At 66.4% G+C, this 14449-nt stretch carries 13 protein-coding genes; 10 read left to right on the forward strand and 3 right to left on the reverse strand.

What is annotated here, in order from left to right; all coding sequences use genetic code 11:
* The first annotated feature begins 11 nt into the window (after positions 1-11).
* From ribD to U5A58_RS30825, 3 genes are all read left to right on the forward strand, one after another.
* Complete coding sequence (ribD, locus tag U5A58_RS30815; RefSeq protein WP_321964258.1) at positions 12-1130, forward strand: bifunctional diaminohydroxyphosphoribosylaminopyrimidine deaminase/5-amino-6-(5-phosphoribosylamino)uracil reductase RibD; 1119 nt, start codon at positions 12-14, stop codon at positions 1128-1130.
* Between the two features lie 35 nt (positions 1131-1165).
* The gene (locus U5A58_RS30820) at positions 1166-1804 is read left to right on the forward strand and encodes a riboflavin synthase (RefSeq protein ID WP_321964259.1); all 639 of its coding nucleotides are present in this window, start codon (positions 1166-1168) and stop codon (positions 1802-1804) included.
* 407 nt (positions 1805-2211) lie between these two features.
* A complete protein-coding gene (locus U5A58_RS30825) occupies positions 2212-4047 on the forward strand; it encodes an ABC transporter ATP-binding protein (RefSeq protein WP_321964260.1) in 1836 nt (611 codons plus the stop codon).
* A 43-nt stretch (positions 4048-4090) separates the two neighbouring features.
* Here U5A58_RS30825 and U5A58_RS30830 read toward each other — a convergent pair whose 3' ends face one another.
* Both U5A58_RS30830 and U5A58_RS30835 read right to left on the reverse strand, forming a co-directional pair.
* The gene (locus tag U5A58_RS30830; RefSeq protein ID WP_321913927.1) at positions 4091-4396 is read right to left on the reverse strand and encodes a HigA family addiction module antitoxin; all 306 of its coding nucleotides are present in this window, start codon (positions 4394-4396) and stop codon (positions 4091-4093) included.
* Positions 4397-4407: 11 nt separating this feature from the next.
* On the reverse strand, positions 4408-4689 hold the full coding sequence (locus U5A58_RS30835) for a type II toxin-antitoxin system RelE/ParE family toxin (RefSeq protein WP_321947112.1): 282 nt from the start codon (positions 4687-4689) through the stop codon (positions 4408-4410).
* 235 nt (positions 4690-4924) lie between these two features.
* Between U5A58_RS30835 and ribBA the strand changes: the two genes are divergently transcribed.
* The 4 genes from ribBA (at position 4925) to U5A58_RS30855 (ending at position 8372) form a co-directional block, all read left to right on the forward strand.
* Positions 4925-6091, forward strand: a complete 1167-nt coding sequence (gene ribBA / locus U5A58_RS30840; protein ID WP_321964261.1) for a bifunctional 3,4-dihydroxy-2-butanone-4-phosphate synthase/GTP cyclohydrolase II — start codon at positions 4925-4927, stop codon at positions 6089-6091.
* A gap of 57 nt (positions 6092-6148) precedes the next feature.
* Positions 6149-6664 carry a 6,7-dimethyl-8-ribityllumazine synthase gene (ribH, locus tag U5A58_RS30845; protein WP_321913930.1) on the forward strand — a complete coding sequence of 172 codons (516 nt, stop codon included), beginning with the start codon at positions 6149-6151 and terminating at the stop codon, positions 6662-6664.
* Complete coding sequence (gene nusB / locus U5A58_RS30850) at positions 6661-7095, forward strand: transcription antitermination factor NusB (protein ID WP_028205233.1); 435 nt, start codon at positions 6661-6663, stop codon at positions 7093-7095. Before ribH ends, nusB begins: the two co-directional genes overlap by 4 nt.
* Positions 7096-7178: 83 nt before the next feature.
* Positions 7179-8372, forward strand: a complete 1194-nt coding sequence (locus tag U5A58_RS30855) for a pyridoxal phosphate-dependent aminotransferase (protein WP_321964262.1) — start codon at positions 7179-7181, stop codon at positions 8370-8372.
* An 81-nt stretch (positions 8373-8453) separates the two neighbouring features.
* On the opposite strand, the gene U5A58_RS30860 is transcribed toward U5A58_RS30855, so the two are convergent.
* Positions 8454-9674, reverse strand: a complete 1221-nt coding sequence (locus U5A58_RS30860; RefSeq protein ID WP_321964263.1) for a lytic transglycosylase domain-containing protein — start codon at positions 9672-9674, stop codon at positions 8454-8456.
* A gap of 669 nt (positions 9675-10343) precedes the next feature.
* Between U5A58_RS30860 and U5A58_RS30865 the strand changes: the two genes are divergently transcribed.
* From U5A58_RS30865 to U5A58_RS30875, 3 genes are all read left to right on the forward strand, one after another.
* Entirely contained in the window at positions 10344-11921 is a 1578-nt protein-coding gene (locus U5A58_RS30865; RefSeq protein WP_321964264.1) for a UbiD family decarboxylase, read from the forward strand.
* Positions 11922-12093: 172 nt separating this feature from the next.
* Positions 12094-13566 (forward strand): NAD-dependent succinate-semialdehyde dehydrogenase, encoded by a 1473-nt coding sequence (locus U5A58_RS30870; RefSeq protein ID WP_321964265.1) that lies wholly within the window; start codon positions 12094-12096, stop codon positions 13564-13566.
* Between the two features lie 82 nt (positions 13567-13648).
* The gene (locus U5A58_RS30875) at positions 13649-14323 is read left to right on the forward strand and encodes a LysE family translocator (protein ID WP_321964266.1); all 675 of its coding nucleotides are present in this window, start codon (positions 13649-13651) and stop codon (positions 14321-14323) included.
* The last annotated feature ends 126 nt before the right edge of the window (positions 14324-14449 follow it).

The raw sequence follows: 14449 nt of genomic DNA on the forward strand, positions 1-14449 counted from the left end.
AAAGCCTGACGATGTTTTCGCAATCCGATTTCGTCCACATGGAGCGTGCACTCGCGCTCGCGCAGCGCGGCCTGTACACGACCGACCCGAACCCGCGCGTGGGTTGCGTACTGGTGAAGGACGGCGTGGTAATTGGCGAGGGCTTCACGCAGCCGGCGGGACAGGACCACGCCGAAATCCAGGCGATGAAGGACGCCCGCGCGCGCGGCCACGACCTGCGCGGCGCGACGGCCTATGTGACGCTCGAGCCGTGCAGCCACTTCGGCCGCACGCCGCCCTGCGCGAACGCGTTGATCGAAGCGAAGGTCGGACGCGTCATCGCTGCGATGGAGGACCCGAACCCGCTCGTATCGGGCCGTGGCCTGTCGATCCTGCGCGACGCGGGTATCGACGTGCGCTGCGGGCTGCTCGCCAACGAGGCGCGCGAGCTGAACATCGGCTTCGTTTCGCGCATGACGCGCAAGCGCCCGTGGGTGCGCATGAAGATGGCCGCATCGCTCGACGGCCGCACCGGCCTGCCCTCGGGCGAAAGCCAATGGATCACGGGCGAAGCCGCGCGCGCCGACGGCCACGCCTGGCGCGCGCGCGCCTCGGCCATTCTCACGGGTATCGGCACGGTGAAGGAAGACGATCCGCGCATGACCGTGCGCGCCGTCGACACGCCACGCCAGCCCAAGCGCGTGCTGATCGACAGCCGGCTCGACGTCTCGCCGCTCGCGCAAATTTTCGTGGGCGCGCCGACACTCGTGTTCTGCGCGGCGCTCGATGCGAGCAACGAAGAACGCGCCGAAGCGCTGCGCGTGCGCGGCGCCGAAATCGTTGCGCTTGGCAACGATCGAGGCAAGGTCGATCTGCCGGCCATGCTCGCGGAACTCGCCGCGCGCGGCGTGAACGAGCTGCACGTGGAAGCCGGCTACAAGCTCAACGGGTCGCTCCTGCGCGAAGGCTGCGTGGATGAGTTGCTCGTGTACGTGGCGCCGTCGCTGCTCGGCACGAACTCGCTCGGCATGATCGACATCGCCGCGCCCGCAACGCTCGACGAGCGCACGCGCCTCGCATTTCATTCCGTCGATCGTCTCGGCAACGACCTGCGCATTCTTGCGCGCGTCGTCACGACGCAAGACGCCTGACCCTCACTGATGCACTGAACACAAGGAACAGCACGATGTTTACCGGAATCGTCGCGGCAGTGGGCCGCATCGAATCGATCAAACCGCTCGGCACCGAAGCCGACGCCGGCGTGCGCCTGACCGTCAACGCGGGCGACCTCGGCCTCGACGACGTGCAGCTCGGCGACAGCATCGCGATCCAGGGCGCGTGCATGACCGTCATCGAGAAGTCGGCAACGAGTTTCGACGTCGATGTTTCGCGCGAAAGCCTGAACCGCACCGTGGGCCTCGCAGCAACGGGCGAAGTGAACCTCGAGAAGGCGCTGCGCGCAAACGACCGTCTGGGCGGCCACATCGTCTCGGGTCATGTGGACGGTCTTGGCACCGTCACGCGCTTTGCGCCCGTGGGCGAGTCGCACGAGCTGCGCATTCTCGCGCCGGCGGAAATCGGCCGCTATCTCGCCTACAAGGGCTCGATCACCGTGAACGGCGTGAGCCTCACGGTCAACTCGGTCGACGATCGCGCCGACGGCTGCGAATTCTCGATCAACCTGATCCCCCACACCGTGGAAGTGACCACGCTCAAGCATCTTCAGGCTGGCACGAAGGTGAATCTCGAGATCGATCTGATTGCGCGGTATGTGGAGCGCATGCTCTCGGCCGACAAGGCAGCCGGTTCGGCCGCACAGGACTGAAAACGGCTGAGCCAGCGCAATGCATGCCCCGGGCGCGCGCAAGCACGCGCGCCGGGGCGCTGATAGAATCTAGCCTTTCCCTACGCGCTCGCCGCACGGCCTGCCGCGTTCCCATCACCCGAATCGAACAAGGAGGCACAGTTGGCAACGATTGAAACGAGCGCCGCCATGCCGATGGTCCGGGTGATGTTGCAAGTCGCGTCTCGCCACGCGACCTTCCCGCTTCCAGCGCAGCCATAGCGCGTCCCGCGCGGCCTGTTTTCAAACGCCGCGCCGTGTATTTCCGAGAATTCGCGGTCAGGCCGTCCGGCAACACATGCCAGGGCGCGCTAGTCCCGTTTTCCGTCTCAACGCTTCATGCTTCCTTCAGGAGAGTCTTCGGGCGCCACGTCCGGGGCATGCTGTCCATGACAGAGCTAAATAACAAACCCGAATCGGGCGGACAAACGTTCCGCAAGGTCCTGGGCTTCACCTTCCGGCATTGGGCGCGCCAGCCTGCGCGCGTGACGGCCGTGGCGCTCGCCTCGCTGCTCGGCGCGCTCGCGGACGTGCTTACGCCGCACTACGCAGGCCAGCTCGTCGACGCCCTCACCCACGACGGCGCCGCGAGCAGCGCTGCCGCATGGCATGCGGCGGTCGTCGCGTTCTGGGCGCTCACGGCGCTCGGGCTCGCCGGCACGATCATGCGGCAGGCCGCGTACCGCAACATCATCACGCTAACGCTGCGCATGATGAGCGAGATCGCCACGCAGGCATTTCACCGCGTGCAACGCTTCTCGACGGACTGGCACGCGAACAGCTTCGCGGGTTCCACGGTGCGCAAGGTCACGCGCGGCATGTGGGCGCTCGACCTGCTCAACGACACGCTGCTCGTTGCCCTCTTCCCGTCGCTCGTCATGCTGGTCGGCTCGACCATCCTGCTCGCGGTGCAGTGGCATGTCATGGGCCTCGTGGTCGGCCTTGGCTCGGCGGTGTATCTGGCGATCACGGTCTCGCTGTCGCTCTTTTACGTTGCGCCTTCGGCTCGGCTCGCGAACCAGTGGGACACGAAGATGGGCGGCGCACTCGCCGACGCCATTTCGTGCAACGCCGTCGTGAAAGCCTTCGGCGCGGAAACGCGCGAGGAAGCGCGGCTCGCGCGCGTCGTATCGAAGTGGAGCAGCCGCACGCGGCGCACGTGGCGGCGCGGCACGCTCAATGGTGGCGTGCAGGGCGCGCTGCTCGTTGGCATGCAGGCGGCCATCCTCGGCGCAGCGCTGCTGCTTTGGGCACGCGGTCTCGCGAGCGTGGGCGACATTACGTTCGCGCTCACGCTGTTCTTCCTGCTCAAGGGTTATCTGCGCGATGTGGGTATGCACGTGCGCAACCTGCAGCGCTCGGTCAACGACATGGAAGAGCTCGTCTCGCTCGACGCGGCGCCGCTCGGCATCGAGGACCTGACCGACGCACCGCCGATCGTGGTCGATCAGGGCGACATCCGCTTCGAGAACATGACGTTCCGCTATGGCGCGAACGCGGACGCGAGGGCGCTTTACGAGAACCTTACGCTACGCATCGCACCGGGCGAGCGCGTGGGCCTCGTCGGTCATTCGGGCTCCGGCAAGACCACGCTCATCAAGCTGATCCAGCGCCTTTACGACGTTTCCGGAGGGCGCATCACGATCGACGGCCAGGACATCGCGCGCGTACAGCAGACGTCGCTGCGCTCGCAGATCGCCATCGTGCAGCAGGAGCCGGTGCTGTTTCACCGCTCGCTTGCCGAGAACATCGCTTACGCCCGGCCTGGCGCCACACACGCCGAGATCGAGCGTGCGGCGAAGCTTGCTAGCGCCCACGACTTCATCGTGGCGCTGCCGCATGGCTACGACACGCTCGTGGGCGAACGCGGCGTGAAGCTCTCGGGCGGTGAGCGCCAGCGCGTGGCGATCGCGCGCGCGTTTCTCGCAAATGCACCGATCCTGATCTTCGACGAAGCGACCTCGAGTCTCGACAGTGAAAGCGAAGTGCTGATCCAGCAAGCCATGGAGCGACTCATGGAGGGCCGCACGACCGTGGTTGTCGCACACCGGCTTTCGACGGTGCGCGCGCTCGACCGGTTGCTGGTGCTCGAGCGCGGACGCGTAGCGGAGGAAGGCACGCATGACGCCCTCGTGCGCCGCGAGAACGGCCTGTACCGGCGCCTGTTCGAGCGCCAGGCGCTGGAACTGACAAAGGGGCTCGCCGACGACGTGATCCTGCGCTGACGCCGCACGCCCAGGTGCTCGCGCCCTCCCGCCGCAAGCCGGCTCAGGCGGGAACGGCGCGCGCGTGCGGCGTGATGCGCGCGAGCACCTCGGCCAGCGCTTCGCTGGCGATTTCCGTGTCGTAGTGCGCCTGCAGTTCCATCCAGCTGCGCGCGTCGGTGCCGAAATACACCGCAAGGCGCACTGCGGTGTCCGCCGTGATGGCGCGCTTGCCGAGCACGATCTCGTTGATACGGCGCGGCGGCACGCCGATCGCCTTGGCGAGTGCGTACTGGCTGATGCCCATCGGCTTGAGCCACTCTTCGTTCAGAATCTCGCCCGGTGTGGCAAGCGGTACTTCACGTGCCATGGTTTTGCTCCTCAGTGATAGTCCACGATGCGTACGTCCGATGCCTCGCCGCCAGCGAAATGAAAGCAGATGCGCCACTGCCCGTTGATGCGGATGCTGTACCAGCCTTCCAGCTCCGCGGAGAGACTCTCCAGCCGGTTACCCGGCGGCGCCCTCAGGAACGCGAGCGTGGCGGCCGCGTGGATCTGCTGCAGCTTGCGCATCGCGACCGTTTCAATGGCAACGAAGCGGGCGACACGTCGCCCGGCGAAAAGCGCCGCGGTGTCGCGGCATGCAAAGGAAGTAATCGGCATGGATAGTAACGTCTCGCGTTAATAACGTCAAGCGTTACTAGTGTGGAATATGTGCGATTCGCGCACCAGTCGGCCGTTCGGCCAACACGGAAGCCCGCCCGCCGCCGCGCAGATACGCCGGAACACAGGGCCACCAGGCAAAAGGCGTGGCGCTGTCCCGCGTTCTGGGCGACGCGCCCGCCCGCGTGGCGTAAAATGTGGCCTTTCCAGCCAGAATCGCAGCCAGAATCCCAACATGACGCTCGCCTCCACCCCTGAGATCATCGCCGAGCTCAAAGCCGGCAAGATGGTCATCCTCGTCGACGAAGAAGACCGGGAAAACGAGGGCGACCTCGTCATCGCTGCGGAGTTCGTCACGCCTGAAGCCATCAACTTCATGGCAAAGTACGGCCGCGGGCTGATCTGCCTCACGCTCACCCAGGAGCGCTGCAAGCTGCTCAACCTGCCGCTCATGACCTACCGCAACGGCACGCAGTACGGCACGGCGTTCACGGTCAGCATCGAAGCCGCAGAAGGCGTCACGACCGGCATTTCCGCCGCCGACCGCGCGCGCACGATCCAGGCCGCCGTTGCGCACGACGCGCGCGCCGAGCACATCGTGCAGCCCGGCCACGTGTTCCCGATCATGGCGCAGCCGGGCGGCGTGCTCGTGCGCGCGGGCCACACCGAAGCGGGCTGCGACTTCACGGCGCTCGCGGGCCTGACGCCTGCCTCCGTGATCTGCGAGGTCATCAAGGACGACGGCACGATGGCGCGCCTGCCCGACCTCATCGAGTTCGCGCAGGAGCACGGCCTGAAGGTCGGCACCATCGCCGACCTGATCCACTATCGCAGCCGTACCGAATCGATCGTCGAGCGCGTGGCCGAACGCACCATGCAAACGGCGCACGGCCCGTTCCGCGCGATCATGTACGTCGATCACCCCACGCGCACGCCGCACATTGCGCTCGTGCGCGGCACGCCCAAGCCCGGCATCGATACGCCCGTGCGCGTGCACGAGCCGCTCTCGGTGCTGGACCTGCTCGAAACGGGCTCGTCCACGCATTCCTGGACGCTCGACGCCGCCATGCGCGAGATCGCCTCGCGCGACGTGGGCGTGATCGTCATGCTCAACTGCGGCGAACCCAAGGAACACCTGATCGACGTCTTCAAGGCGTTCGACCAGAAAGAGCGCGCGGAGGCGCTCGCGCGCCGGCCCGTGGACTTCAAGACCTACGGCATCGGCGCGCAGATCCTTCGCGAACTCGGCGTGGGCCGCATGCAGGTGCTCTCGAAGCCGCGCCGCCTCGGCAGCATGTCGGGCTACGGCCTCGAAGTCACCGGCTTCGTGCCGATGCCCGGCGGCAATGCAGAAGCGCCCTGCCCGCCGGAAGCCGCTGACCCTGCCTCGTCGCGCGCCTGAAGTCGCATCGCGCTCATTTCACGCGTCACCACGCTCAACCGAACTTACGGACACCACATGGAAATCGGACAATACCAACCGAACCTCGACGGCGACGGACTGCGCATCGGCATCGTCCAGTCGCGCTTTAACGAACCCGTCTGCAACGGCCTTGCCGACGCCTGCATCGAAGAGCTCGAGCGCCTCGGCGTGACGGGCGAAGACGTGCTGCTCGTCACCGTGCCGGGCGCACTCGAAATCCCGCTCGCGCTGCAAAAGCTCGCCGAAAGCGGCCAGTTCGACGCCCTCATCGCGCTCGGCGCGGTCGTGCGCGGCGAGACGTACCACTTCGAACTCGTCTCGAACGAAAGCGGCTCGGGCATCTCGCGCGTCTCGCTCGACTTCAACGTGCCTATCGCAAACGCCGTGCTCACCACCGAAAACGACGAGCAGGCCGTGGCCCGCATGACGGAAAAGGGTCGTGACGCCGCGCGTGTCGCCGTTGAAATGGCGAACCTGACGGTGGCGTTGGAGCAGCTTGACGGCGGCGACGACGAAGAAGAAGACGAGGAAGACGAAGAGGAACAGCAATGAAGAGCGCGCGCCGCCGCTCCCGCGAACTGGCCACGCAGGGGTTGTATCAGTGGCTGCTGTCGGGTGTGCCCGCCGGCGAGATCGACGCGCAGCTGCGCGGTTCGCAGGGCTACGACAAGGCCGATCACGAGCATCTGGACGCGATCCTGCACGGCGTCATCCGCGAGTCGGACGAACTGTCCGCCTCCATCACGCCGTGCCTCGACCGTCCGATCGAGCAGCTTTCGCCGGTCGAACGCGCTGTGCTGCTCGTCGCGACCTACGAGTTCAAGCATCACGTCGACATTCCGTATCGCGTCGTGATCAACGAGGCGGTCGAGCTCACGAAGACCTTTGGCGGCTCGGACGGCTACAAGTACGTGAACGGCGTGCTCGACAAGCTCGCGGCGCAACTGCGCGCCACCGAAGCACAAAACGCCCGCAAGTCGTAAGAACGCGAGCCGCCGGGGCAAGCGGTGCGCCTGAGCGCCCTGCCCCGCGCGCCGCGTGATCTGTCAGTACTGGAACTACCCGCATGAACATCGTTGCCGAACCGCTGCTGCGGCTAGCCGCGCGCGTCGACGAGATCCAGCCTTTCTACGTCATGGAACTGGCGAAGGAAGCCGCAAAGCTCGAGCGCGCCGGACGCGACATCATCCACATGGGCATCGGCGAACCGGACTTCACGGCGCCCGAGCCCGTCGTCGAGGCCGCCGCCGCCGCGCTGCGTCGCGGCGTCACCCAATACACGAGCGCACTCGGTATCCACGCGCTGCGCGAGGCAATCGCCGCGCATTACCAGCTCGCCTACGGCCTCACGGTCGACCCCGCGCGCATCGTCGTGACGGCGGGCGCCTCGGCGGCGCTCCTGCTCGCATGCACGGCGCTCGTCGACCGCGACGACGAAGTGCTGATGCCCGACCCCTGCTATCCGTGCAACCGGCACTTCGTGGCCGCCGCGGAAGGCAAGCCGGTGCTCGTGCCGAGCGGCCCGGAGGCGCGCTACCAGCTCACCGCCGCCGATGTCGAGCACCTGTGGTCGCCGCGCACGCGCGGCGTGCTGCTCGCCTCGCCGTCGAACCCCACTGGCACGTCGATCGAGCCCGACGAACTCAGGCGCATCGTGCAAACCGTACGCGCGCGCGGCGGCTTTACGATCGTCGATGAGATCTATCAGGGGCTTTCGTACGACGCGCCGCCCGTCTCCGCGCTTTCGTTCGGCGACGACGTGGTGACCGTCAACAGCTTCTCGAAGTACTTCAACATGACCGGCTGGCGCCTGGGCTGGCTCGTGGTGCCACCCTCGCTGGTGGGTGCATTCGAGAAGCTCGCGCAGAACCTGTTCATCTGCGCGTCGGCGCTTGCACAGCATGCCGCGCTTGCCTGCTTCGAGGCGGACACGCTCAAGATCTACGAAGCGCGCCGGCTCGAATTCAAGCGCCGCCGCGACTTCATCGTGCCGGCGCTCGAGTCGCTCGGCTTCACGGTGCCCGTGGTGCCGGACGGCGCGTTCTACGTCTACGCCGACTGCTCGAATGTCGCGCACCCCACCGCCGGCGACAGCGACGCGCTCACCCGCGCGATGCTGCATGACGCGGGCACGGTGATGGTGCCCGGCATGGACTTTGGCGTCGCCGCGCCGCGCCAATATGTACGGCTCTCGTATGCCACGGCGTACGAGCGTCTGGAAGAAGCGGTCGGCCGGCTGCACACGTTCTTCGGCCGCTGATCCGCGCGGGTCGGCAAACAGAAAAAGAAAAAGGCACCCGAGGGTGCCTTTTTTGTTACGTCTGATCTTTCAGCCCGGTACTCAGGCGCCCAGTTCCGACGAACCGTGTTTCTGAGCCGTCGTGCTCGTGCTGGCGTCGTCCTGCTCGGAACCGCTGTTCGCCGACGACTTCTCGACCATCGCGTGGGCGTTGTCGAGCGTCACGTGCACGCGCTTCTCGCCGTTGATGCTCGCCACCTTCTGCGGCGCAGGCGTGCTGGCCGTGCTGGTGACGGGCGCCTGCGGCGCGTTGATCGGCACGTTGCGGCCGCGTGCGACGTCGCGCAGACGCCCGCGCTCGGCCATTACCTTGGCGCCGTAGCCGCCGTCGTCGGGCGAACTCGAACCGACGTAGAGGCGCAGGCCGCCCGGCAGGGAACCGCCGCGCGCGATGCAATCCTTGAGCACCAGCGCACCGACCTTGATGTTCGCGAGCGGATCGAGCGCCGCCCTTTGGCCGCCGAAATACTGGAATTTGTCCGAGTGCACCTTCGACATGACCTGCATGAGGCCCTGCGCACCCACACCGCTTTCGGCGTACGGGTTGAAACCCGATTCGATCGCCATCACGGCGAGCAGCAGCAGCGGATCAAGCCCCACTTCACGGCCGGTGTCGAACGCCGCCTTTACGAGTTCGCCAACCGGCTCCTGCGCAACGCGGTAGCGGCGCGCCAGATAGGTGGCGACGAGCGCCTGTTCGCGCGCCGAAACGAGCACGCGGTCGTCGCGTGCGTCGGGCGTGATGCGCTGGGGCGGAATCATGCGCGCGAGCGAGCCGACGTTGCTCGGCAGCGCACGCGGATCGAGGCCGTTGAGCGCCACAGCGTCGAGTGTGGCGATGCCGCCGTTCGACACGGCGGTCGCAACCTTCGCGACCGGGCCGTTGGAGCCCGCGGGCGCAACGCCCGTGGCGCCAACAGGGCCGGCGGCACCGTTAGCGGGTGCGAGCGCCGTGGGCAGCATCGCGCCGTCGGCGTTGTCGTCGTTGGTCGCGGCGCCGCGGGGCGCGAACGAGGGCAGCGGGTTGCCTTGCAGCAGGCGCGCCGGACCGGCCTGCACCGCCGCGGAAACGAAGGGCATCACGCGAGCGGCCAGCGTGCCGCGCCACGTGGGCAGCAGCCAGACGGCAAGCGCGAACAGAACGGCACAGCCGCCAACAATGCTGAACAGGTGATGGCTAAGACGCGTGCCACGACGCAGCAGCGCACGCAGACCCAGAGCTACACGCTCGTCGGCGCGCCACCACGATAACCAGGTATTCATCTACAGATCTCCCCATGTTGCATGATCCGGCTAAGGAGTCGGCACAAGGCAGACGGCCAATCACAGGATCAAGACACCGCGCGCCCTGGCTGGTGCGGCAGCGGTGTCGGGAAAACGGCAAGTCGCCGTGAGTGGAACTCCTCCTGGACAACCAGGCACGCAATGTGCGCGCGCCGGGAGTTCTCACGCGAAAAGCCAGCGCAAAGGGGCGCTGACAAGAACAACCAATCTAGACCGTATGCAAGCCGTGCAGGGGTTCGGCAAAACGGCGACGCGTTGCGTCTGAAGGGCCGGGAAGGTGGTTAAAAATTTCAAACCCTGCAACCAGTGTGGACGGATTCTAGCAGCCTGTTATAGATCGTCAATACTATAGATTGTCAAATCTATAACTAATTGTAATGATGAACACCGTTCAATCGGTCGGAAACCGCGCGCCAAGGGGGTCTGCGGCTTGTTATGCGGATTGGCTATCAGCGTGCGCCAACCAACACAGGTAAAATCGACAATCGTTACGCCGCGTTTCGCCCGGCTTCAAGCGCCGGCCGTGAACCGCAGCAATCCTGCAACCGCCGTGCAGCTGTTCGATCCAGCCCCTGTACTGGCGGCGCGAGCCGCGCCTGCCGGGTTGCCCAGCGAGTTGCCCACTGAGTTGTCCAAGACTGGCCCCCAATGAAATACAAAGACCTGCGCGACTTCGTTGGTCGCCTGGAGACGCTCGGCGAATTGCGCCGCGTTCCGCAAGCTGTCTCTCCGGTGCTGGAAATGACCGAGCTGTGCGACCGCGTCCTGCGCGCCGGCGGCCCGGCCCTACTCTTTGAGAACCGTTCGACGCACGCGTTCCCGGTGCTCGGCAATCTGTTCGGCACGCCCCGGCGCGTCGCACTCGGCATGGGCATCGACGCGCCGGAAAGCGGCGGCGACGGCGCTGCGCTGGAGTCGCTGCGCGACGTGGGACGCCTGCTCTCGGCACTCAAGGAGCCCGAGCCGCCGCGCGGCCTGAAGGACGCAGGCAAACTCCTCACACTCGCCAAGGCCGTCTGGGACATGGCGCCGAAGACCGTGAGCGCGCCACCCTGCCAGGAGATTGTCTGGGAAGGCAATGACGTCGATCTTGCGAAGCTGCCGATCCAGACCTGCTGGCCCGGCGACGCCGGACCGCTCGTCACGTGGGGCCTGACTGTCACGCGCGGTCCCAACAAGACGCGCCAGAATCTCGGCATCTACCGCCAGCAGCTCATTGGCCGCAACAAGCTCATCATGCGCTGGCTCGCGCATCGCGGCGGCGCACTCGACTTCCGCGAGTTTGCGCTGAAGAACCCCGGCAAGCCGTATCCGGTGGCGGTCGTGCTCGGCGCCGACCCCGCCACGATCCTCGGTGCCGTCACGCCGGTGCCTGACACGCTGTCCGAATACCAGTTCGCGGGCCTGTTGCGTGGCGCCCGCACCGAGCTCGCGAAATGCCTGACGCCCGGCGTCGACACGCTCCAGGTGCCCGCGCGCGCCGAGATCGTGCTCGAGGGCTTCATCTACCCGCACGCGGGCGAGCCCGGCCCCGCACCTGCTGGTGCGCCGCCGCGCCCCGCCAAAGGCGCGAGCGCCTCGTACGAGCACGCGCTCGAAGGCCCCTACGGCGACCACACGGGCTATTACAACGAACAGGAGTGGTTCCCCGTCTTCACGGTCGAGCGCATCACCATGCGACGCGATGCGATCTACCATTCGACGTACACGGGCAAGCCACCCGACGAGCCGGCAGTGCTCGGCGTTGCGCTCAACGAAGTGTTCGTGCCGCTCTTGCAGAAGCAGTTTCCCGAGATCACCGACTTCTATCTGCCGCCCGAGGGGTGCAGCTACCGCATGGCGATCGTGCAGATAAAGAAGAGCTACCCCGGGCACGCCAAGCGCGTGATGTTCGGGGTATGGAGCTTCCTGCGCCAGTTCATGTATACAAAGTTCATCGTCGTAGTCGACGATGACGTGGACATCCGCGACTGGAAGGAAGTGATCTGGGCGATCACCACGCGCATCGATCCTGCGCGCGACACGGTCCTCGTCGAGAACACGCCGATCGACTATCTCGACTTCGCTTCTCCAGTGGCCGGTCTCGGCTCGAAGATGGGGCTGGACGCCACCAACAAGTGGCCCGGAGAAACAGACCGGGAATGGGGCCGCGCCATCGAGATGGATGCGGCCGTGAAAACGCGCGTCGACCGTCTCTACGACGAGCTCGGCCTTGGCCACAGCTAGCGCGCCGGGCCTCGCGACCCGGCGTTACCGGGCGTTGATTGCCAGGCGTGAAGCCTCGAGCGCCACGCCGGCCGATTGATCCGCGACGCCTTTTTCGCGACGCCGCGCTTACCGCGTCGCGCCTCGTGCAAGGCACGAGCCGCGGCGCCAGTGAACCTGAGGAGACTCTAAGATGAGCTTGTCCGCATCGGAGCGCCTGACACAACTGAACGATCCCGCCCTCTTCAAGACCCGCGCGTACATCGACGGCGAATGGAGTGGCGGAGCGGCCACGTTCGCCGTGCTCGACCCCGCCGACAACAGCGAAATCGCGAGCCTGCCCGACTTCGGCGCCGATGAGGCGCATCGCGCCATCGCGGCCGCGAATGCCGCACTGCCGGCATGGCGCGCGAAGACCGGCAAGGAGCGTGCGGCCGTGCTGCGGCGCTGGTTCGACCTCGTGATCGAGCACGCCGACGACCTCGCCGCGATCATGACCGCCGAGCAAGGCAAGCCGCTCGCCGAAGCGCGCGGCGAAGTGATCTACGGCGCGTCGTTCCTGGAGTGGTTTGCCGAAGAGGCCAAGCGCGTGAACGGCGACGTGCTCGCGAGCCCCGCCAACGACCGCAAGCTCGTCGTGCTCAAGCAGCCGATCGGCGTGTGCGCCTCGATCACCCCGTGGAATTTCCCGATCGCGATGATCACGCGCAAGGTCGCGCCAGCCGTCGCCGCGGGCTGCACGATCGTCGTGAAGCCCGCCGAGCAAACACCGCTTTGCGCGCTCGCGCTCGCAGAACTGGCGCAGCGCGCGGGTGTGCCCAAGGGCGTGTTCAACGTGGTCACCGCCGACTCGGCGAACTCCATCGAGATCGGCAAAGCGCTGTGCGAAAGCGATGTCGTGCGCCATCTCTCGTTCACCGGATCGACGCCAGTGGGCCGCATCCTCATGGAACAGTGCGCGCCGACAGTCAAGAAAATCGCCCTCGAGCTGGGCGGCCACGCCCCCTTCATCGTGTTCGACGACGCCGATCTCGACGCCGCCGTGGAAGGCGCAATGATCTCGAAGTACCGCAACGCGGGCCAGACCTGCGTCTGCACGAACCGCTTCTATGTGCACGACAAGGTGTACGACGCCTTCGTCGAGAAGCTCGCCGCCGCCTCACGCAAGATCACGGTGGGCAACGGCTTCGAAGATGGCGTGAACCAGGGGCCGCTGATCGACGACGCGGCCGTCGCCAAGGTCGTGCAGCACATTAGCGACGCAACTGCCCAGGGCGCGAGGCTCGTGGCGGGCGGCAAGGTCAGCTCGGGGCGCTATGTCGAGCCCACCGTGCTTGCCGACGTCACGCGCGACATGCTGATCGCGCGCGAGGAAACCTTCGGCCCGGTCGCGGCGGTATTTCGCTTCAGCGACGAAGCCGAAGTCATCGGCCTCGCCAACGACACCGAATTCGGCCTCGCCTCCTACTTCTATAGCCGCGACATCGGCCGCGTCTGGCGCGTGGCGGAAGCGCTCGAGTACGGCATGGTCGGGATCAACACCGGACTCATTTCGAACGAGGTCGCGCCGTTTGGCGGCGTGAAGCAGTCGGGCCTCGGGCGCGAGGGGTCGAAATATGGCATCGACGAATATGTCGAGCTGAAGTATCTGTGCATCGGCGTTTGAAGCACGTTTGAGCCGCGACGCCCGCTTCCTGCGATGCGGGCGTGCGCGGCACGCAGTCCCATACCAACAAGAAATCGTTTTCATGTCTCACGTTTCCCTGCTTTCCGACGGCTTTTTTCTGTCGCTTTCGCTTTGCCTCGACATCGGTCTCGTCAACGTCGCCATCATCTCGCTCACGCTCACGCACGGCTTCCGTTCGGGCTTCTGGCTGGGGCTCGGCTCGTGTCTCGGCGACCTCATCTATGCCGCGCTCGCGCTTGCGGGCATGGCCGCGCTGCTGCAGTTTTCGCCCGTGCGCTGGATCGTGTGGATCGGCGGCTCCGCCCTGCTGCTCATGCTCACGTGGAAGATGGCGCGCGAAGCGCTCAATCCGGCATCGGCGCCGCCCGTGGAAGGCGAAGCCGACAACGCCGCGCCGCTGCCCAACCCATGGCGCAGTTTCGGGCGCGGCGTGCTGCTCGCGCTCTCGTCGCCGAGCGCCATTCTCTGGTTTGCCGCTGTCGGCGGCGCGCTTATCGCCAAGTCGGGAGCAACGAGCGCCGGCGCTGCTTCGCTCTTTCTGCTGGGCTTTTTTGCGGGCGGGCTCGGCTGGACCTTGTTCCTTTGCGGACTGGCCAGTCACGGCCGCAAGCGGGCCGGCACCGGTCTGCTGCGCGCCTGTCACGTGCTTTCGGCGCTGCTGTTCGCATACTTCTCGTACAGCGTGATCGTGCACGGCTATCGCGACCTGATCCTGCAGGGCGCGGGCGTGACGTAATCCGCGTCAAGCGCGCAGTGCCGCCGGTGAAAGCGGGGCCAAAAAACAAACAGCGCAACGCGGCGTGAGCCGGCGTTGCGCTGTTCGTCAAACTTGCGGCCGGGCGGCGTGCCCCGCCCGTCACGC

Source organism: Paraburkholderia sp. J7, assembly GCF_905220155.1.
In the GTDB taxonomy this organism is placed as follows: domain Bacteria; phylum Pseudomonadota; class Gammaproteobacteria; order Burkholderiales; family Burkholderiaceae; genus Paraburkholderia.